General features: G+C 36.6%; 18 protein-coding genes and 1 riboswitch. All 18 genes read left to right on the top strand.

Going from position 1 to position 21,412, the window contains the following annotated elements; genetic code table 11:
* The first annotated feature begins 2 nt into the window (after window positions 1-2).
* Window positions 3-818, top strand: a complete 816-nt coding sequence (locus FD31_RS01445; protein WP_057890989.1) for a phage tail tube protein — start codon at window positions 3-5, stop codon at window positions 816-818.
* Window positions 819-841: 23 nt separating this feature from the next.
* Entirely contained in the window at window positions 842-1,123 is a 282-nt protein-coding gene (locus tag FD31_RS01450) for a hypothetical protein (RefSeq protein ID WP_057890990.1), read from the top strand.
* 65 nt (window positions 1,124-1,188) lie between these two features.
* Complete coding sequence (locus FD31_RS01455) at window positions 1,189-1,752, top strand: hypothetical protein (protein WP_057890991.1); 564 nt, start codon at window positions 1,189-1,191, stop codon at window positions 1,750-1,752.
* A complete protein-coding gene (locus FD31_RS01460) occupies window positions 1,697-2,341 on the top strand; it encodes a Gp15 family bacteriophage protein (protein ID WP_057890992.1) in 645 nt (214 codons plus the stop codon). Before FD31_RS01455 ends, FD31_RS01460 begins: the two co-directional genes overlap by 56 nt.
* A 38-nt stretch (window positions 2,342-2,379) precedes the next feature.
* On the top strand, window positions 2,380-8,583 hold the full coding sequence (locus tag FD31_RS14355) for a phage tail tape measure protein (RefSeq protein ID WP_057890993.1): 6,204 nt from the start codon (window positions 2,380-2,382) through the stop codon (window positions 8,581-8,583).
* A 1-nt stretch (window position 8,584) separates the two neighbouring features.
* Window positions 8,585-9,403: a phage tail domain-containing protein gene (locus FD31_RS01470; RefSeq protein WP_057890994.1), complete on the top strand. Its 819-nt coding sequence runs from the start codon at window positions 8,585-8,587 to the stop codon at window positions 9,401-9,403.
* 9 nt (window positions 9,404-9,412) lie between these two features.
* Window positions 9,413-11,566 carry a phage tail protein gene (locus FD31_RS01475; RefSeq protein ID WP_057890995.1) on the top strand — a complete coding sequence of 718 codons (2,154 nt, stop codon included), beginning with the start codon at window positions 9,413-9,415 and terminating at the stop codon, window positions 11,564-11,566.
* Window positions 11,567-11,578: 12 nt separating this feature from the next.
* Window positions 11,579-12,253 (top strand): hypothetical protein, encoded by a 675-nt coding sequence (locus tag FD31_RS01480; protein WP_057890996.1) that lies wholly within the window; start codon window positions 11,579-11,581, stop codon window positions 12,251-12,253.
* Complete coding sequence (locus FD31_RS01485; protein WP_057890997.1) at window positions 12,253-13,290, top strand: hypothetical protein; 1,038 nt, start codon at window positions 12,253-12,255, stop codon at window positions 13,288-13,290. The genes FD31_RS01480 and FD31_RS01485 overlap by 1 nt, the downstream gene beginning before the upstream one ends.
* Window positions 13,290-14,525: a hypothetical protein gene (locus tag FD31_RS01490; protein WP_057890998.1), complete on the top strand. Its 1,236-nt coding sequence runs from the start codon at window positions 13,290-13,292 to the stop codon at window positions 14,523-14,525. The genes FD31_RS01485 and FD31_RS01490 overlap by 1 nt, the downstream gene beginning before the upstream one ends.
* 13 nt (window positions 14,526-14,538) lie before the next feature.
* Window positions 14,539-15,000, top strand: coding sequence for a hypothetical protein (locus FD31_RS01495; RefSeq protein WP_057890999.1), 462 nt, complete (start codon window positions 14,539-14,541; stop codon window positions 14,998-15,000).
* Between the two features lie 15 nt (window positions 15,001-15,015).
* The gene (locus FD31_RS14025; RefSeq protein WP_147007260.1) at window positions 15,016-15,159 is read left to right on the top strand and encodes an XkdX family protein; all 144 of its coding nucleotides are present in this window, start codon (window positions 15,016-15,018) and stop codon (window positions 15,157-15,159) included.
* Between the two features lie 42 nt (window positions 15,160-15,201).
* Window positions 15,202-15,636, top strand: coding sequence for a phage holin family protein (locus FD31_RS01500; RefSeq protein ID WP_057891000.1), 435 nt, complete (start codon window positions 15,202-15,204; stop codon window positions 15,634-15,636).
* On the top strand, window positions 15,617-16,741 hold the full coding sequence (locus tag FD31_RS01505) for a GH25 family lysozyme (protein ID WP_235805317.1): 1,125 nt from the start codon (window positions 15,617-15,619) through the stop codon (window positions 16,739-16,741). Before FD31_RS01500 ends, FD31_RS01505 begins: the two co-directional genes overlap by 20 nt.
* A gap of 484 nt (window positions 16,742-17,225) precedes the next feature.
* Window positions 17,226-17,346, top strand: a riboswitch (FMN riboswitch).
* A gap of 70 nt (window positions 17,347-17,416) precedes the next feature.
* The gene (locus FD31_RS01510; RefSeq protein WP_057891002.1) at window positions 17,417-17,968 is read left to right on the top strand and encodes an ECF transporter S component; all 552 of its coding nucleotides are present in this window, start codon (window positions 17,417-17,419) and stop codon (window positions 17,966-17,968) included.
* 82 nt (window positions 17,969-18,050) lie between these two features.
* A complete protein-coding gene (locus FD31_RS01515; RefSeq protein WP_057891003.1) occupies window positions 18,051-19,223 on the top strand; it encodes a LysM peptidoglycan-binding domain-containing protein in 1,173 nt (390 codons plus the stop codon).
* A 65-nt stretch (window positions 19,224-19,288) separates the two neighbouring features.
* Window positions 19,289-19,948 carry a (d)CMP kinase gene (gene cmk / locus FD31_RS01520; protein ID WP_057891004.1) on the top strand — a complete coding sequence of 220 codons (660 nt, stop codon included), beginning with the start codon at window positions 19,289-19,291 and terminating at the stop codon, window positions 19,946-19,948.
* 15 nt (window positions 19,949-19,963) lie between these two features.
* Complete coding sequence (der, locus tag FD31_RS01525) at window positions 19,964-21,277, top strand: ribosome biogenesis GTPase Der (protein WP_057891005.1); 1,314 nt, start codon at window positions 19,964-19,966, stop codon at window positions 21,275-21,277.
* Window positions 21,278-21,412: the final 135 nt, after the last annotated feature.

The raw sequence follows: 21,412 nt of genomic DNA on the forward strand, positions 1-21,412 counted from the left end.
AAATGGCTGATGATAAAGTATTAACACCCACAACTAATGTGGACTTTAAAGGAAAGATTACAGAAAACTTTCATGATGAATATTGGGTAGGTCCGATTCTTGATAGTAAATTATTGTGGTTATATTTAGCAGATGGAATTACCAATGTTACGCCAAAGTATACTGACAAAAAGAAAACCGCAGCGTACATGGATGGTGGAGGTACTGAACAAAACGTTGTTACTGGTGTTACTTCATCATATGACGTAACTGGTGATCGTTCTAAAGGTAATCCTACACAAGATTTGATTGCAAATCTGAAATATAAGACAGGATCATCACGTAATTTATTCTTCCGTAAAAATAGTTATATGGAAAATCCAGATGGTTCATTCACATTGGTATCATCTGAATATGGTAAAGCCAGTTATTCAGATATTGATGATGGTGGTGGTGCAGCAGATGATAATGGTGGTTTCAAAGTAACTATTCAATATTTGCAAACACCTAAACTTGTTGACGCAAAGGACTTACAACAATTGGACAATATTCTTCATCAAACACCATGTCAAAACGCCACAATTATTGGTGCAAACGTTGAACAACCTCAAGCTGATGGCAAGATTGCTATCTACAAGCCTGATTTGACAGAAACATCAGACGTAAATGTTTCTGATTCTACGGTTGCATTGATTGACGATGCACGTAAAATCGCTAACTCAGTAACTAGCCCTGTGCTAAGCGATGATAATGTCGAACCTGATACTACTCAACCGGCAAACCCAACTGATAATAAGTCAGAGGCAACCAATAATGGTGCTGATGTTTCAGCAAAATAATTTAAAACTAAGAGGTAATGAATATGTCTGATCGTACCAATGAAACAATGATTATTTATGATAAAACCAGTGCTAAGGTTGCCGAAGGTGAAAAAGGCACTAAGAAGGCAAAAATCACTGGGTTGGCTCCAGGTACTGTAGTTGCCGATGGTGAGTATCAAAATACATTTAAGGATGCAACAACTGGTCAAGAATCAGGTAAGTCTGATGTCAAAGGCTTCACAGTCAAAACACCAGTTCCAGATGCACCAGTAAATGAATCATCTGATGCAACTAATGACGGCGCTACTATTTCTGCTGAATAATAAATAAAGCATGCTCCCTTACTGGTAGTGGTGGTGGTTGGAATACATAAAGGAGGACAAGATAGATGATTAAAATTGATATACCCAAGTCAAAAATTGATTTTGAAATTGGTGGAACTAATTTTGTGTTGTCACTTGAAGATAAATCACGTGGTAAGTGTCTTGAAGTATTCGACAAGATTTCTGCCAAAGAAGTTGAAAATATCAATAAGCGTGATATTGAAATCACTCAATATAATCAAGAACAAGCCAATTTGAAAGCACGTGCTGCTACTGATGAAAACATGACTGAGGTTAGTTACAAAGAGGCAAGTGTTTCTTTATCGAATAAATTTTCAAAGATGATGAAGAAAAATGATGCTAATCGAAATAAGCGCTTACTTGAATTAGAGTGTGAGTATCTCGATACATGTTTTGGACAAGGTTCGGCCAAGAAAATTTATGAAATGTGTGATGGCTCATCAGTAGTATTCAATAAAGTAATCATCATGATCAATAACGAGATTGATAAGGAAACTAGTGCAACCGATTTTTATGACTCATATAAGCAAAAGATTGAAGAGATGAAGCCAGATGAATCTACTGACCAAGAACAAACTGACATTCAAGAATCAGACGTATCACATTAACACATCATTTCCATTAGTTATTGAATACTTCAAGTACATTAATGATTCTGACCATCTATCTGTTGAAGAACGCTTAAATCTAGCGCTCTTTTCTTTTGTCCAAGAATCAACAATAAAGTTAAATATTAACGAAAAATCAGAGCTTGTAGAGAAAATCTACAGCTCTTTTATTTTTACCGAGAAAGATAAACAGCGGGCGGATTTGATGAAACATCAATCTAAGTCATTTGATTATGAGCAAGATTTCAATCTGATTTATTCAGCATTCATGCAACAGTACGGAATTGATTTATCTGATCCAAAAGTTTTTGAAACCTTGAGTTGGAAAAAATTTAATGCGCTGCTTGATGGATTGAACAATCAAACGTTCTTTAGAAAGGTCACCTCGTACCGGCAACAGAAGATTACCGATGACATGAGTGACGATGAGAAGAATTTCTTGAATCAAATGAAGTTGATGTATGCCCTTGAGAGCACATCTAAGGACGGAAAACTTTCTAAGACTGAATTAGCTGCAATCTTAGCTCCGTTGGATATGAACCACAAGATGCTAAAACGGAAGCAACTAAGGGATGAAGGTAAGATTTAAAGCTTTACAAATTTTGAGGAAAGGAGGAATAAAAATATATGTCAAATGATGCTGATGGTAGAGTTGTTATTGATGTCCAACTTTTACTTAAGAATGCTACGGCTGACCTTAAAAAGATTGATGAATTAACTAAGAATATTGGTATTAGCGAAAACGTTGATAAGCAAATTGATGGACTGGATAAATCCACTTCTAATGCCGCTAAATCCGCGGATAAATTAACTGATTCTGTTAAGAATACTGGTAAGGCATTAGATAAGGAAAAGAAGTCAGCTGATGATTCGTCTCGTTCTAGTGACAATGATTCCAAGTCCAAAGAAAAAGAAGCTAAAGAATATGAGAAGCTTCAAAGTAGATTAAAGCTAACTGCAGCATCTTATAAGACTTTGTCTGAAGCTAATGAAAAACTTGGTAATAAATATCAATCAAGTTTGAACAAGTTAGACAGTTATAAGACTCAACTTGAAGCTACTAAAAAGGCTATGGCTAAACAACGTACACAATTAGACGAAGTAACCAAAGCATATGGTGAAAATTCTGATCAAGCCAAGATGGCCAGTGTTAAATTACAAAGTTTGGACGCAAACCAACAGAAATTGGTAGCATCTGCCCAAGCTTTGTACAAAAAGTACGGTAGTTTGACACCAGAGATGGCCAAAGTGGCAGACCAAGCCAATATCACCGGTAAGAAGTATAAGAGTATCGGTGATAATATGACTTCAGTTGGTAACTCAATGAGTACCAGATTTACATTGCCAATTGTGACCGGCATGGGATTAGCTACTAAGGCTGCCATGGATTATCAGTATCAATTACAAGATATCCGTAAGGAAGTTGTTGCTCAAGGCTATTCTAGCCAAGAAGTTACATCTATCATGTCACAGCTATCAACTGAGACACTTAAATGGTCAAAGCAGTTTGGTGTTGGAACTAAAGAAATCAACGAAGGTATGTTTGAGCTGGTTTCCAATGGTTACAATGTCAAGCAAGCCATGGGTATGATGCCTGAATTGCTGAAGACAATGACTGCCAATAGTGATAAGACTGGTACTTCTATCAAGTTAACAGCTTCAATGCTCGAACAATTTGGTATGAACCTAGGATCTAATGGTCAAGTTATCAAAAATGGTAACAAGCTGATGAACCAAATGACCGAAGCAACTCACAAGAGTGCCATGTCACTTGGAGACCTACAACAGATTTCTGGTAATGCTGGTGCTGCCATGCATGCTATGGGTATTTCTACTGCAGATTTCTTGGCAATTGCTGGACGTTTGAAGTCAGCTGGTATCGATGCATCATCAGTTGGTACGGGATTATCATCATTGATGACTAGAATCGGAACTGGTACTGGTCAAGCTGCAGACGACTTAAAGAAATACAATATTCAAGTATTTGATTCTAATGGCAAGATGAAGTCAATGTTCAACATCCTTGGACAAATGCAAAAAGCATATCAAGGGATGAATGAAAAAGAACAACAGAAATTCATGTATGACGTAGTTGGCCAAGAAAACATGAAAGTCGGTATGACTTTGATGAATGCTGAACTAGGTCGTTACAGAAGCTTGTCTGATGAAATTGAACATTCTAACGGTACTGTTAACAAGTACAACAACACCATGCGTGATACTGCTCAATTTTCACAACAGCAATTTGTTTCTTCATTGCATGCGTTAGAAGTTGAGTTTGGCCAAAAACTCTTGCCAACGCTTACACCAATAATCAAAGATTTGACGGGCATAATCAACAAGTTTTCAGAACTAGACGCCGGTACACAGAAGCAAATTATTACCTCTGCAGCATTATTTGCAACAATTGGACCTGGTCTATCAATTTTGGGTAAGTTGAATAGTGGTATTGGTAGTTTCTTAATGACCGGTCCTAATATCCTTAAGTTTATCAATGATGCTAAGGAAGGTACCTTGGGAATGAGTGCAGCGGAAAAAGCTGCACTTTTAGTTACTAATAAAATGAATCTTGGAACTAAGGCCGTTGGCGAGGGTGCTGAAGTCATGGCCGAGAAGACCATGCAGGGAGCCAATAAGACTGGACTATTAAAAAGTGCATTAACTAAGCTGATTCCGGGACTTGGAGCAGCGGGTGCAGGTATGGGAACATTTATTGTTCCAACTGCTTTAGCTACCGCGGGTATTGTTGCGTTGGGTGCTGGAATTTATTTTGCAGTCAAAGCACATAATGAACATGAGAAAAAATTAGCTGAATATAAGAAAACACTTAATGAGTTTGGCGTTAATGTCAGTGCTAATACTCAAAAAGTGATGAAGTCGTTCAATAATCTTCGTCAGTCCGCAACTAATGACATGATGAAGCTTGATAATTCAACAAAGGACCAATCCTTGAAGTTGTCAACGTCTGTCGTAAATAAGTATGACAAGATGGTCAAGATGGTTACATCTGGTTTTGACAAGATGAAGAACGATAGTGAAAAATCCATCAAGTCATTAAATTCTGATCTAGGTGCTATTGGAGACAATTTAACTAATACAGTTTTGAACCATGTTGATAAAGTTACTAATTCATCAACTGCCAAGGTCAAAGCAGCAAAAGCTACTATTCATAAGATTTATACCGATGTTAATGGCGATTTATCTCAAATGTCTGCCTTGCAACGTAGCCAATTTGAGGATGCACAGAATTACATTGCTGAACAAACATCTGCCTTTGCCATTTCTTTGAAGGACCAGCAAGCATTACTGAATGTCTATAAGTCACAACATGGTAACATTACTGGTCAAATGTATCTTGAAGACGTTAAAGCCCAAAAGAAAGCTTATAGTGAGACTGCTGGTACTGCCGAAAAAGAACGCAATAAAGAGTTAGCATCCCTAAAGAAATCTCATCGCGAACATCTGATTACCGACGAACAGTATCATCAAGAGAGTTCAGTGGCTCAATTCAAATATAACAATGAGATTGCCAAGTCTAATATTTCTTATGCCAATTCTCAGGATGAATTATATAAACATTTCAAGAATACTGGGACTGAATTTCTTAAAGACAAGAAAAGTATTAATGAAGTGTCTACTAAACTTGATGAGTATGGTCAAAAAGTTTACAAGTCTGTAACCAATGATCAATACGTAACCCGTGAACAATGGATAAATCAGACTAAGGACGCTAACAAGAGATACATTGCTGAACAGAAGAATGCTCATGGTACTGTTAAGGATAATCAAGAGAAATTCTATAAAAATAGTGTTAAATTCTATAAAAAGATGGGATTGTCTCGAGAAGAAGCCATTGTTCAAGCTGAGGTTGATCGAAAAGAATTAGAAAATGAGACTGACAAACAAGCTTCTAATATGGCAGCCGATTCCGAGAAGATTCAAGAATCGTACTTCAAAGGTCTCCAATCCAATAAATTTGGGTCAACTGCTCAGGTTGCTAAACAATGGGGGCTTGATTTATCCAACAATGTTAAGAACATTAATCTAGGGAAGTATGGTACAAAGTCAGCACAAGAGTTTTGGGATGACTTCAATTCTGGAAGTGCCAAAGGTAAAAGAGAAGCAGAAGTTTACTTCCAAGGCTTCTTCAAGGATTTAGAGAATGATAATAAGACTCATATTAGGGATTTATCGGACCCTGATAAGAATGAACTTCGTGCTGGACTTGAATCAGGGATGATTAGTCTCAAGGATTTAAAAGGACAATTTCATAAGACTGTTCTGGAACTATTTCCAACGGATATGTCACAAATTCCTGATCAAGAAATTAAATCTTTGAAGTCTGCATATCAAAATAAAATTGTTAGCCTTGATTCATTAAAGAAGCATTTTGGTGATAAAATTTATCAATTATTCCCAGATGATTTATCTAAATTGGGTAAGCAAGAAGTATCTACGCTTGAAGACGGATTAAAGAATAATTCGATTAAATCTGATGAGCTAAAGGCCAAGTATGGCGCTCAATTGCAAAGTATCTTTACTAAAGATTTAAGCGATGTCGGTAAATCAGACCTTGAAACCTTACATAATGCTGTTGCGGTAGGATTAACTAATCCTGACGAAATAAAACAGAAGTTTAGTGCTACTTTAGATAGAATTTATAATCAAACTCCAAAACTAAATGATATTAGTAATGCCAATATGGCCACCCTAAGAAAAGCTATTAAAGCAGGTATTACTAATCCTCAAGAAATTGAGAATAAGTATAAAGCACAACTAGACTCGATCTATGATCAAAACCTTACTGGTATTGGTAAGAACCAAATCAAGACTTTAACCAATGGATTAAGACTAGGGATTCCTGAGGCACAGGATGAAATGAAACGGCTTCAAACCGCCATCAATAAAGGTGCTACTGTTGACTTAAAGGGTAAAGGGAAAGTTAACATTGACGGTTTGGTCCAAGGATTTGAACAAGGGAATATTTCTGTCTCTACCTTTATGAGTAAACTTCAAAAACTAGTTAAGAAGTCTGCCGAGCTTAATTTAAATGGTGAAGGTAGCAGAACTATTGGAAGTTATGGAACTGGAATTAGTAACAACACGGAGGCTGCTATTTCTGCCGCTGATAATGCTCGAAGTAAAACAGAAGCCAATTTAACACCAACCGGTCAACCATATAATCATGGTTCAGGTGTAACACAAGGGTTTTCTGATGGTATTATGTCTATCATAAATAGTCCCTTATCCTCAGCAACTACAGTTCATGATCAATCTGTTGCTCAATTTTCTCCAACAAGTGTTGCTAATGGTCATGGTAAAAGTTTGAGTCAAGCTTTTGGTGATGGGATTATCACCAATGGAGGTATTCCTCTAAAAGCATCTGCTGCCATTGATACAGGTGTTAATAATAATTTTAATGATGGTATTGATAGTGCGATAAATATAAATACTCAATTAGACGGTAAGTCTAATTATAAAAAACACACAAGTAAAACAACTACCTCCATGGGAACTATTATAAATGGAGGTATTCCTTATAAAACCGGTACTAATGGAAAGTTAACGTCTCAAACACCATCAATCGTCGGGGATGGATATGAACCAGAATTAATCGATTATGGGAATGGCCAACTTGAACTTTCGCCTGCAGTTCCAACATTCAGAATGTTGAATCCTGGTGCTCAAGTATTTTCTGGTCGAGATACAAAGACAATTAAAAGTGCCATGGATGCGTTTGGCATCCCTATGTTTGCTCAAGGTTCTGGTAGTGACGTTGGCGAATGGATTTCTAATACTGCTAAGACTTCATGGGATTGGATTAAAAATAGTGTGGGCGATCTAATTGATTGGATTTCGCATCCCAAAGAGACTTGGTCTAAGCTGGTCGATAATCAATTTGATATGTCGTCATTTACTGGTAACTCAGCTGGTATCGGTAGTGGTGCCAAAGAGACTGAAAAGAAACAAACTGGTTGGTTAGATAAACTAGTTAAGGATTTGATGTCAACTGGTGGTAGCTATGATCCTGCAATGATTCTTAAAGCTGCTGCAGTTATGGGCGTTCATCCCTCTGACAGTTTTATAAAGATGTTGCAGGGCGTTATCCAATCTGAATCTGGTGGCAAGAGTGTTGTACAGACTGTGCATGATCAGAATTCTGGTGGTAATGAAGCTGCCGGTATTCTGCAATATACTCCTGGAACTTTCAGAGCATTTGCCATGCCTGGTCACACTAATAGAATGAATCCTTTTGATGAGTTATTAGCATTCTTTAATAACTCTGATTGGCAAAATTCTATTGGTCCAACAGTTATCTGGGGCGTTCCTAAGATTGATTGGTTACATTCCGGCCCTCAAGGTCACAGACGTATGAATACTGGTGGCCATGTATATCAGCCTGAAACAATTGATGTTGCTGAAGAGGGACAAGATGAATTTGTTATCAATCCACATCAGTCAACAGCTTCAAAATTAACGTCTGACTTGCTTAAACGTATCTCAGATGTTAATCCAACTGCTTTTGAGAAGATTGTTCTACCTGGTGCTGGTGTCACTCCTGAATCCATCAGTGGATTTAAGGCACAACCAATGACTCAAGCACAGGCAGTACAGCAACAAAATACAAACAGCACATCAAATAACGCCGACAGTCAGAATATGATTGCCGGCGTTATTGATAAGATGAATAGTCTTATTGATGCCATGTCTGGGGATGCTACTATCGAGGTCAACATTGATGGTTCGACTTTGGCCACCGCCACATTCCCTAAGACAAAACTAATGCTAAATGACTATATTCGAGCTGAAATGACACGAAAGGGGCGTTAATTTGAAAACATTAATTGTTCAAAGATTGGATGGGACTACCTATGATCTAAACAAATTGGATATTAAAATAATTGAATTTTCGCCACCTTCAGCCAATTTCACTGTTAATTCGGTTCAGGTAGGTAAGTATGGTGAAAAGGTCACAGGTGTTACTGTGGGTCCACGAGTCATACCTATTTCAATGGATGTGTTTGCTTCCAGTAATTTAACGATTATTTCAAAGCGGAATGAGTTTTTTCGGATTTTCGATTCTATGGAAGACTTCTATATTATCGATGCACGGATTCCGACAATTCGTTGGAAAGTTAGAGCTGATCAACAGCCTTTCAAATTCTACGACAATTGGCATATGGGTGGTGATATATCGTTCAATCTCAATTGTATTGAAGGATATGCTGAAAGTATTGATACAACTGCTCATATTGATGATTTGTCTAAATGGTCATCAGTGGGAGGGATGAATCTTCCATTAAATAAGAGGCTCAAGTATGAATACAGTGTCCCAGAGTTTGATATTTATAATGCTTCAAATATTGATATTATGGCCGAGGAAAAACCATATAAGATTGTCTTTCATGGCCAGGCAAGTAACCTGACTATTTACAACGAGACGACTGATCAGACATTTGAATTAAATACCAGTATTAGGGATGGTGATGAGTTCGTGTTAAACGGACCATTGCCATTTTTGAATGGCAGCATGATTTACGACTCGGGCAATCACGAGTTAATTGATTTGGCCAAAGGCTGGAACCATATAAAAATAAACGGTTATCAAGGGAACTTTACAATCCTATTTGATACCCGCTTTTATTATTAGGAGGTTAATTTGTTAACAGTTTATGACTTGAAACATCAAGCAGCACCACTGACTGATATTACTGAAATCAAACGTAATCGTAAGATCAATGCTGTATCTCAGATTGACTTTACTACGTACCGGTTCGATAGAAATGCTGCAGGTTTTGATAATATTCAGGAGCGTAGCATTGTCGAACTTCCTGAGGATGGTCAACAGTATAGAGTATTGAATCGGCATGGTTACCGAACTGGCGATACACCTACTAAAGATGTGACAGCTTATCATGTTTTGCATGACCTTGGTGATCGTGAAATTCATAAAGCCAAGGCACAGGAAACAGTCAATACAACGGAAGTATCGACTGGGACTAAAACAGTCGGAACTGTTTCAACGATGGTTGATGACGGTGCACCAGTTTACTCTTATCCTGTTGGTGGTTCGCTAGTTGGCCAGAAGTTGGCTAACGGAACAGATTGGCGAATTGATAAATCAGTTACTGTTAATGGGTCAACTTGGTATCGAGTATCTACAAATGGTTGGGTCAATGAAAAGTACCTGGTGTTTGATAAAGATGGTGATTCTAAGCCTGAAAATACCAAGGTAACTAACGTTCTTGGCCAAGGTACGATTAAAGCTGCTGAAATTAAAGTTGATAAGAATAATACAGAGGAAGCATCTACGGGTCATGCTACCGGTACGGTCTCAACTATGGATGCTGAGGGGGCACCTACTTACAGCACTCCAGGGGATGAAACCACATTGGTAAAAAATGTTGCAAATGGTGGAGCATATCAGATTGATTTAACCAAAACAATTGATGGTATTAAATGGTATCGAATCTCTACTAATCAGTGGATTTCGGAAAAGTATTTACCATTTGATAAGCCTGGTGATATTAAGCCAGAGATTTTTACAACTTCTAATGTTGATGGTCAAGGTTCTGTTAAGAGTAAGAAACCGGCAAAAGTCTATGATTCTCCCTGGCTACCTCAAAATCAAGTTACTACTATTGCTAGTGGTCAATTTAAGGTTAATCGTCAGGTTACTAAAGGTGCCGATGGGAAAAAGTGGTATCAAATCGGAAACAATGAATGGATTTCAGGTACTGATATTGGATTTGATGGTGAGACTGATGTTTCTCCAACTGAGACTGAATCAGATACTGAAACACCAACATCATCTAAAGTCTATGATTCACCAACATCACCTCAAAAAGAAACTGGCCAAGTTTTGAATAATGGTAGTTCTTGGCGCATTAATGGAGAGGTTACAGACGGTGCCGGTGGAAAAACTTGGTATCGTGTTTCTAGTAATGGTTGGGTTTCAGCTGATGATTTTGATTTTTCTGGCAAAACTGATGTTGCTATCAAAGAAATTTCTGATGATGAAGATCCCACTGATACATCGTTTTCATGGACATTAGGTCAATTTATGGCATATCTCACTGCAGGTACGCCTTTTTCTTACACAATTTTTGACGATTTCTTGCCACATAAGTTTGATGATTTGCCTGAAGGTAATGCTTTGGACTTATTTTTAAACGATGGAGTCCAAGATTACGGGTATGAGTATCAATGCTACAACTACCACATCAACTTGTATAAGAAGATTGGCCAGGATAATTCATTTGTTTTTATCGATAATGGCAATGTGAATGCTATTGAATCAACAAATGATGACAGCAGCATTAAAACTCATATTGAAGGTGAGTTTACTTTAAAAAATGCATCTTCTGATGGTACTGACGGTGATTCAAGTGATCAGACGACAACTATTACTGCGGAGTACACATCACCCAATGTTGATATATATGGTCCGATTGATGATGAATATTTTACCGATGAGGATGCAACGACAAAAGAAGAACTGATCCAGCATTTGAAAAACAAGCTGCAGGATTATCCATTGACTCAAATCACCCTTAATTATCACGAGTTTCAAGAGAATAATTTGTTGAACAATTTGAATAATGTTGACCTTGGTAATTCTGGATTTATCAAAGACCGGTACGGTGTTGACATCAAAGCGCGGATTATTGAAGTGACCGATTACCTGCAGTCTCCAACCAATAAGGAACCTGAGCTGACGTTTGGAAACATCATGGGTGATTTAGCTTCTACCGTATTTAATTTGGATAGAACTTACCGTAATGGCGCATACAAAATTATTAATAATTTATAAGGAGGTGTTTGAATGTCGATAGCAAATTTAACTAATTTACCGGAAGATATTTTAAAATCAGAATTTCCACAAATTTGGATGAAAATGCAGCAACAGAAAATGTCGAATCAAGTTAATTCTGACAAAACTAACATCTTTCTAGATCAAGATAATAATCAATTTTATCTACAGAAAGATAAATCACAAAAAGCAACTCGCTATAATTTGTTGAATTTGAATAAAACAATTCCAAGACCACAATATACTGACGATACTCACTTATCAGCTGATTATATGATCAGTAATTGGGGAGCATTAGATGACCAAAATATTTTCGATTCAACTAATCATAATTGGGATGAAATTAGAAGTTACTTGGAACGTATGACTAATAAGGTTAATAATCAAACGGATTTTTTACTTGCAATTGGTCCATATTTAGATGAATTAGCGAAGGAAAAAGATGTTGATTTATCTGAAATTACTGCAGATGGAATAAATGGTTATTATGACAAAAAGCATACAGATGATTTTGAATTAGATATTAAAAAACGTATGAAGAATATCGAGAACAAATTTCCTGACCAGCCTATTGCTAACGGATATTTTCCACCTAACTACACAGGTAATAATGACGATAGTGATGATCCAGATTTAGATTCTCAGCTTCAAAGAATGAATAACGAAATAGAGGAGGCTAACAAATAATGGTAGAAATTAATCAACCAACTACGCCACCAACAACGCCTGAATATGATTATCAAACACAAAAAGCGACTATTCCCTTAGAACAGGCGCTTTTCTTTTGCACAAATTTAGCTGAGGGTGCATATTTGCCAGCCCAATATACAACTGATGAAGACCGTCACTTATTGCCACAAGGATGGGCTCAACTTGTATTTGAGGGTCGGAAAATGCAACATGCTTGGATTAAACAAGGTCAAACTGGTAATCAAATCTTTGATATGCAATTTATGACACCTAATGGTGACTGGGAAGACTTTACACAATATGTTGCTGACACGGACACGTTGAAAGATAGCTTGATTTCCTTTGTGGGGACGGATGCCGGAGGTGCATACATTCGATCTGATGTTGGATTTAATGTTACACAGGCAACTATGGGCCAGCTCGGATGGAAGCCTGAACCGGTCATTGCACAAACTCCCGGACATTATAAGTCGGCACATTTTGTTATTGAGGATCCTGATAGAACAAAAGCAATCACCACATTAGACTTTGACCTTGAAATTATTGGTAGTAGTGAAGATTTACCAGTATTACCACAATATCAATTCTATATTTCAGAATTTCAACGTTCACTTTATGCAGTTAAGTATTTAATGGATGCTGGTCAGGATCAACTAGCTTATCAAGCAGCTATGTACACTGCAATTGTTAAAAGAAAAATTGATTTGCTACAAGAACAAATGGCTGATGCCAAGAAGCAGCTTGATGACACTATTGCTGATGGTAAAACCAAAATTGATACTTTAGTAAAAGATGAAACTAAGCGTGTTGATGATTTAATTGATGCTACTGACGCTAAGACTAAGGCAACGGAAGATAGCTTGAGTCAACTACAAGTTGATATTACTGGTAAGAAGCTTGTGACGCAAGACAACGTCGGTGCAGTTATCGAATCATTAGTTGATAGTGGCAGCCTGACCATTGGTACTTCAGATACTGATTTGGAAACACAATTACAAAGAATAGATAACGAAATTGAGGGGGCAAATCAATAATGGTAGATAACGTTAAAGACAGTACAGCTCGAAAATTACTTGCTAAGTTGCCTGATGGCATTCAAATTGTTGATAAAAATCAAAAGATTTTGCATACAGCAATTGTTAACAAAAAAACAAATAAGATTTCATTACCATCTGATTGGCTAGGAACCGGAACGAATGCTAATACAGGCGGTAATACCGGCACAGATACTGAGAATCCTAGTGCAGGAGTTGATTATTACGCTGGTTCAATTGCAAATGGTGAAATTACCGAAAGATATTTACTTTATCAACGTGACGAAACAGTAGATGAAGAACCAGCAGTCACTAAAACTGTGACATTTTTACGTGATGTTGGTTCCAGAATGAATATGGTTGGCGACGGTCTTACATTCTTAATTCATTTGCGAAAGACCAAGTTTGATAATGGAGTTAAGGGTGAAGTAACTGACATTTATCTAAATTATGATCCTGAAAATATCGTGAAAACTGGTAATTATACAACAACGTCACCACATCCAGCATATGTAAAGACTGCTGATTTTGGAGTGGGGAAGCAAATTTCAGTTCCTATTAATGGTATTGGGGAAAACCTTTCAGGCAAGAATGTTAAAGCTCCTAAATTATTGTTAACGTTCAATGCAGATAAAACTATGAGTATTGAATCTGCAACTGGATATGATAACGATGGTGATAGTACAGGCGCAACAGGTGCAAATTATGATGTAGTTGTCGATATGATTGCTACATATTCTGTGCAGACTGCTATGTCTCAGATGCCAGAAACTGTTAATTTCTTTACTGGATCAGCTAGTGGGGATATTGCTTTATCCGGTACAACTGATTTCCTTGAAAATACATCTGATGGTATTGAGATTACATTTGATAATTATTTCTTTGTAAATACAAATAATAATGTACGAACAAATTCAAATGCAGTATTCAATTCTTTGAAAATTAGAATTCCTAAAGAAAAATTTGTTAACGGTTACAAATTTAATCTGTCATCGTTTTTACAACCAAAGGGTACAAGAATGACCGAGGATATTAAAAGTAATACTGGAATGTGGACTTCTAATCCTAATGCATATGATTATTTTTATTTGTTGAATAATCCCTACATTGAAATAAAATCTGCTGCTATTGATTTACCGTCTCAAATAACTTATTCATCGACAATAACTAGTGGTCCGATTACTAATAATTACTTTGTTCCAACCATTTCAAAAGTCACACCATATAAAAATTAAAAGGAGGTAGAACATGAAAATAGCAGTTACATTATATGACGATGGGTCTATTAACCACGTTAATGATACAAGCGAAGATGCAGCAATTAATCAATCTAAGTATGAAGGTTGGACATTAGTAGAAAGTGATCCAGCCTTTTTAACTAGTCAAGCCTATCTTTGGACCGTGCGTGAATTTGATAATCAGTTAGTCTACCTATCTGATATGCGAACATCTAAGGAACGTGATCGAAACAATATCACTGAATTAACTAAGGGCAACTTAGCTAATCAAATGACTGGAGTTCAGTTACAGACAGCTGTCACAGCGTTAACACAATCAAACTTACAACTGACTATGGATAATGCGCAACTTAAAGTCGATAGAGATACAAATCATAAAGCTATTACCGATTTAACAAAAGAAATGATGGACTTGAAGTTACAAGTTACAACTGCTAATACATCAAATGTCGATACGGAAACAGCAAAATAATAGGAGGATTTAATTATGATTGAATTATTAAAGACAGAAGTACAGATTTGGAAAACACTTAAGGCGTCAGACATCGTCCAATATGTGGTAGGGGGATTGTTCACGACAGACGATTATAAGACGATCACAGGTGAAGAATATAAAGAAGGAGCAGCCTAGCGGCTACCCTTTTTATGTTTAAAAATTTTAGGAGATGATTATATGATTGGACCTCAACCACAAGTGCATTGGGGAATGTTAGAATATTGGGCTGCAGCATCAAATCTACAAGAAAATTTATGGTGGTGGACAATTACCATCATTATTATTGTTGACTGTTTTACAGGGACAATAAAAAATGTTTTTCCAAATGCAAAAGTGAGATTGAGCAGTCAAAAGGGTATTTATGGCTTAGTAAAGAACTTCTGTATCTGGTTTGCGATGACAACAATTTATCCATTAACGATGGCATGGGGAATTTCGAATGTTGCTAATGCATTTTTGATATTTTTGATTGGGTTTTATGGACTTTCAATTGTTGAAAACTTTGGAGTAATGGGTGTGAAATTTCCGGATTGGGTAGTCTACTGCCTTCAAAAATTAGAGGATATAAAATCATTCAGTGCTGGAGGTAATGATGATGAAACCAAGAAATAAATTGATTTATATGGTAAGTCTGCTTATTGCAGGCTTATTTTTTTTCGTAACAGATGTTGATGCTGCAAGAACCGATATGGTCTATGTCAGCAATCACAACGGGTACATGACCGTATCTAATTTTAAGGATATGCTGAATAATTATGGCGTTAAAGCTGTAGTTACTAAAATTTCAGAAGGTAATTATTATAAGGATTATACGGCAGCTAATAATATTTCAACTGCTCAATCTGCTGGACTGTATATAAACGGATATCATTTTGCTAGATATACAACAGTTCAAGGAGCAATCAACGAGGCTGATTACGCAGCAAGCATGGCTAAAGCAGACGGATTACCGATTGGAGCTGCATTGATCACTGATGTTGAAGCTCAAGAACAAAATGGACTTTCGAGATCAGTAAATAATGCAAATAATCAGGCATTCATTAATGAAGTTGCTAAATATGGATATCGTTCGGCAGTTTATACAATGAGTTCTTGGCTTGGTCAGAAGATGGATGTTGGAAAAGGATGGATTGCTTCATATCCATATAACGCAGCTGACAAAAATTGGTATTCAGCACATCATTCATGGCAATGGGGTTCAACTTATCGATTTCAAGGATCGTATGGAAATTTTGATGTATCTCAAAATTATGATAATTTCTTTTACGGAAATCAAACACCGTTAGAAAATCCTAAATCTACTATTAATAATGTCGTTTCTGTAAAAGGCGATTCCTACAAGGCGTATACAACATATAATAATTCTGGCCAAGCAAATATTGGAACCAATGTAATTTCGGGAACTTCTTGGAAATCAGCAGGGGTTTCAGTTATTAATGACAAGCCCTTCTATATTATTGGCGTTGACACGTTGCTTCCACAGTCGAGTTCAACATTTAATGGTACAGTTGTAGTGAACTATGTTAGTGATTATGGTGTACTTGCCTATAATTCAGAAGGAAATTCAATTGGTGGATCAAATAAAATTTTCAAAGGTGGAACAGTTTGGAAAACAGCAGATAAATTAGTTAACTTGCCGAATATTGGGTATGCTTATAAAGTTGCTACTGATGAATATATTCCAGTTAAATATGCACAAGGTTCAGGATTTAAATAATATTATGTATTATTATTTGCTTAATTATGTTATTTTAAACTTGTCGGAGCATAAGCAAAGACAAGTTGTAGTAAACTTTTAGATTAAGTAGTAGTTAAAAAGGTGGGGATTGACGTAATAGTCAGTTCCCACTTTTTTAAGTTTGCACATTTTCTGCACATTTTGATAAATTCTACCTATAATAATATCTAAAATATGGGCGGATTTTGATGAAAATATTCAATTGGTTTACCTATTATTAATAGTCATATATAGATGGGTTTGAGAATATAAATCATTATGACATCAAAATAACTTGATAATTTGTAAAATGATTTTTAACTAGTAAAAAAAGGGTGATTAGTCATTTATATGCCATTAACCTTATAATATGGGGATTTGCAAAGTTTTTGTAAACGTATACAATCCGGTTATAATTACTATGAATAATGATTAGTTGTAATTTATCCAATCTCTGCTATATTAAGAGTATAAAATTTAATAAATTGGTTTTCAGGGCAGGGTGTGATTCCCGACCGGCGGTATAGTCCGCGACCCAACGTAAGTTGGCCGAATTGGTTAGATTCCAATACCGATAGTTAAAGTCTAGATGGAAGAAAACAGAGTAAGGTCTGTTTTGGTGTGCCCAAAATAGGCCTTTTTTCTTTGGAAATCGATTGAGGAAGGTTGATTTTAATGGGAAAGAGTACGTACAAATTTCAAGCGATAGTAGGGGTTTCTATCTTTGCGGCATTGGGGACGATTTTAATGTTCTTCGAATTTCCAATTTTGATTTGGATGCCATTTTTGAAGGTTGACTTGAGCGATGTTGTAACAATCATCGGAACGTTTGCATATGGACCAGTTGGGGGAATTTTGATAGCTTTAATCAAATCAATGGTCCATGTCATTGTTACTGGTAGCGGTGTTGCAGGTTTAATTGGTAATGGGGCAGCGTTTGTTGGTTCTGTATCATTATTGATTCCATTCAATTATTTCTGGAAGAAGGATCAAAGAACACTTGCAATTATTGGTGGAACAGCTTCAATGACTATCATCATGTCAATTCTTAACTATTTAGTAGTTATGCCATTGTATATGAATGTTGTCGGTATGAAATTAAATATGAGTTTGGCACAATACGTTGCTACAGGTGTCATTCCATTCAATATTGTTAAAGCTTTAATCTTATCAGCGGCCGTAATTATCGTCTATCCACGAATTAAAGGACATTTTGCTATTAAATAGCGAAACTTTATAAATCTTTAAAGAAAAATTTTAAACTTTTATGATATGCTTTAAGAGATAGAAATTAGGAGGTTGGTTTTTAATGGCCGATAATGATAAAAACAATATGTCTGGCGATTCACGTGTTCCTAAATCCACTCAAGGACTAGAAGGATCAGTCAGTCTTGAGGATTTGAAAAAATATCATCTAATTAATACGGGTGATGACAACACACCAACAAATGATACTGTTTCTGATGCTCAAACTTCTAATGATGCATCTTCAAAACAGCCAGTAGATACTGATACTAGTGACGAACCTGATGTTACTGAAAACAGTCAACCTACACCCGCTGCAGAAGATCATCTTCAATCTGAAGAAAGCAATGATCATTTAAGCGAAGCAAAACAGGATACAGAGCCTGATAACTCTAATGATGCTAAGTTTGTTCCAGTGCCACCAGTTATGCCATCACAAGCAGAAAAAACTGAAGAGGCAAAAGACACAGCTGATACTCAACCCGAGGAAACAACTGATGCCGATGCTGAACCTGAGGCTGACAAAGATGACGTTAAGCCTTGGGAAAAGAGTTTTGATTCTGATACTGATGATGACGGACATGTTTCTCGTGCAGTTTCGAAAGAGAAGCAACGTGGTAACCATACTTTAGTTGTCACCTTAGTTATTGCTTTGATTGTTATTATGTTCACACCAGTTGTGATCAATGCAGTCAAGGGCAGTGGTAGTGGTGATTTAGATAGTACTCAATCAACTAAGTCGGTTGAGAACAAAGATAAGGCAACTAAAGCTAAGCAAGCTGCAGCAAAGAAAGCAGCTGCTAAGAAGAAGGCCGCTAAAGAGGCAGCAGCTAAAAAAGCTGCCGCTGACAAGAAGGCTGAAGCTGCTAAAAAGGCAGCTGCCGCATCAGAGAGTAAAAAGAGTACTTCTAACAGTAGTTCGAATAATGATTCTAATAGTAATGCTTCAGATAGCACAGCTTCTGACAATACTAATAAAGATCAATCAACAACGACAACAACTGATAGTAACTCACAACAATCACAAAATAATCAACAAGCTTCAGATAGTACTACAAACAATAATTCATCAACCACATCAACTGACAACAGTGCTAATGCATCATATTACACTGTTAAGGCCGGTGATAACTGGTTTAGAATTGCATATAACAACAACCTAACAACAGCTCAATTAAAGAGCATGAATGGTAATGTTGGTACATTAACACCTGGTACATCACTAAGAGTTAAATAATTATAATTTTAAGTGGAGGGTCTCTGACAATTTTGTCTGGGCCCTTTTATTAAGGAGAGAAATTAATGCAAATTGCTATAGATGGTCCAGCTTCTGCTGGTAAAAGTACGATTGCCAAGCTAATTGCTAAGAAACTAAATTTTGTATATTGTGACACTGGCGCAATGTATCGGACAGTGACATTACTTGCAAAAAAGCATAATGTAGGTTATGGTGATACTCTCAATATTTTAAAATTAATGTCAGAACATAAAATTCATTTTCTTAACCAAGCAGATGGTCAACATGTGCTTTTAGACGATGAAGATGTTTCTGATGCAATTAGAACTGAAGAGATCACTAACAATGTCTCACAAGTTTCTGCAATCAAGGAAGTTAGAACTGAATTAGTTGAAATGCAAAGAGATTTAGCCAATGACGTTGATATTGTCATGGACGGCCGTGACATCGGTACAACTGTTTTACCAAATGCCGAAGTCAAAATCTTTTTAATTGCGAGTGTCGAAGTCCGTGCACAAAGACGTTTTAAGGAAAATATTGAACGTGGTATCAATACGCCTTTAAAGGAATTGCAAGATGAAATTGCTGCAAGAGATTACAAGGACTCACATCGTGAAATTTCACCATTAAAGAAAGCTAACGATGCCATTGAAGTTGATACTTCTGATATGACCATCGAACAAGTGGTTGATCGAGTAACTGAAATAGTTAATGAACACAAGTAGGTAGGGAGGCAAAATATGTCTGTTCCAGTAGTTGCGTTAGTAGGACGCCCCAATGTTGGGAAATCTACAATTTTCAATCGAATCATCAATGAAAGACTTTCGATTGTTGAAGATACACCCGGTGTAACACGTGACCGGATTTATTCACGTGCTAGTTGGTTAGGTAAAGAGTTCCGTTTGATCGATACAGGTGGTATTGAGATGAGTGGCGAAAAAATGTCCGTTCAAATCAAAACCCAAGCAGAAATTGCGATTGATGAAGCTGATGTTATCGTCTTTATTACTAATGGTCAAAATGGAGTTACTAAGGAAGATGAAGATGTTGCCAAAATTCTTTATCGGACAAACAAACCAGTTATCTTAGCCGTTAATAAAGCTGATAATCCGGAACAACGTCAAAATATTTATGATTTTTACGCACTTGGTTTCGGTGATCCAAATCCTATTTCAGGTTCACAAGGAACTGGTTTAGGTGATTTATTGGATGCTATTGTTAAGGCTTTTCCAAATGAAGACAAGTCTGAAGAAGACGACACTGTTAAATTTAGTTTTATCGGTCGTCCCAATGTTGGTAAGTCATCACTAGTTAACGCTATCCTTGGGGATGAACGTGTTATCGTATCTGATATGCAAGGTACAACACGTGATGCCATTGATACTAAGTATCACGATGAAAAGCTTGATAAAGACTTTACAATGATTGATACTGCCGGTATTAGAAAACGTGGTAAGGTCTACGAAAATACTGAAAAGTATTCTGTCTTGCGTGCTTTGAGTGCGATTGATAAGTCAGACGTTGTCTGTGTTGTCTTGAATGCTGAAGAAGGTATTCGTGAACAAGATAAACGTGTGGCTGGTTATGCGCACAATGCTGGTAAAGGTGTAATCATTGTTGTTAACAAATGGGATACTTTGAAAAAAGATACCAACACAATGAAGGACTTTGAAAACCAAATAAGAGTTGAGTTCCAATACTTAGCTTATGCACCAATCCTCTTCACATCAGCAACAAAGGGCCAACGTCTTGACCAAATCCCTGAACTTGTTGAACGTGTGTATGATAACCGTGAACGTCGTATTCAATCATCTGTCTTGAATGACTTGTTGTTGAGAGCAACCTCTATTGCCCCAACACCATTAGTTAACGGTAAGAGATTAAGAATTTACTATATGACACAAGTTGCGGTTCAACCACCAACATTTGTTGTTTTCGTTAATGAAACTGAATTGTTGCATTTCTCATACGAAAGATTCTTGAAAAACCAATTGAGAGAAACTTTTGACTTCGAGGGAACACCCATTAAGATTCTTCCTAGAAAACGAAAATAGCCTTAGAATGACGGTATTTTATCCGTTTTTATAAATATATTTATATTTATGAAGATTTATCGTAAAAAAAACGGTAAATGCTTGTCACAACGGCGTTGCTATGGTATTTTTGTAAATAGAATAATGAACGCATTA

This window comes from Companilactobacillus nantensis DSM 16982 (genome assembly GCF_001435815.1).
Taxonomy (GTDB): Bacteria; Bacillota; Bacilli; order Lactobacillales; family Lactobacillaceae; genus Companilactobacillus; species Companilactobacillus nantensis.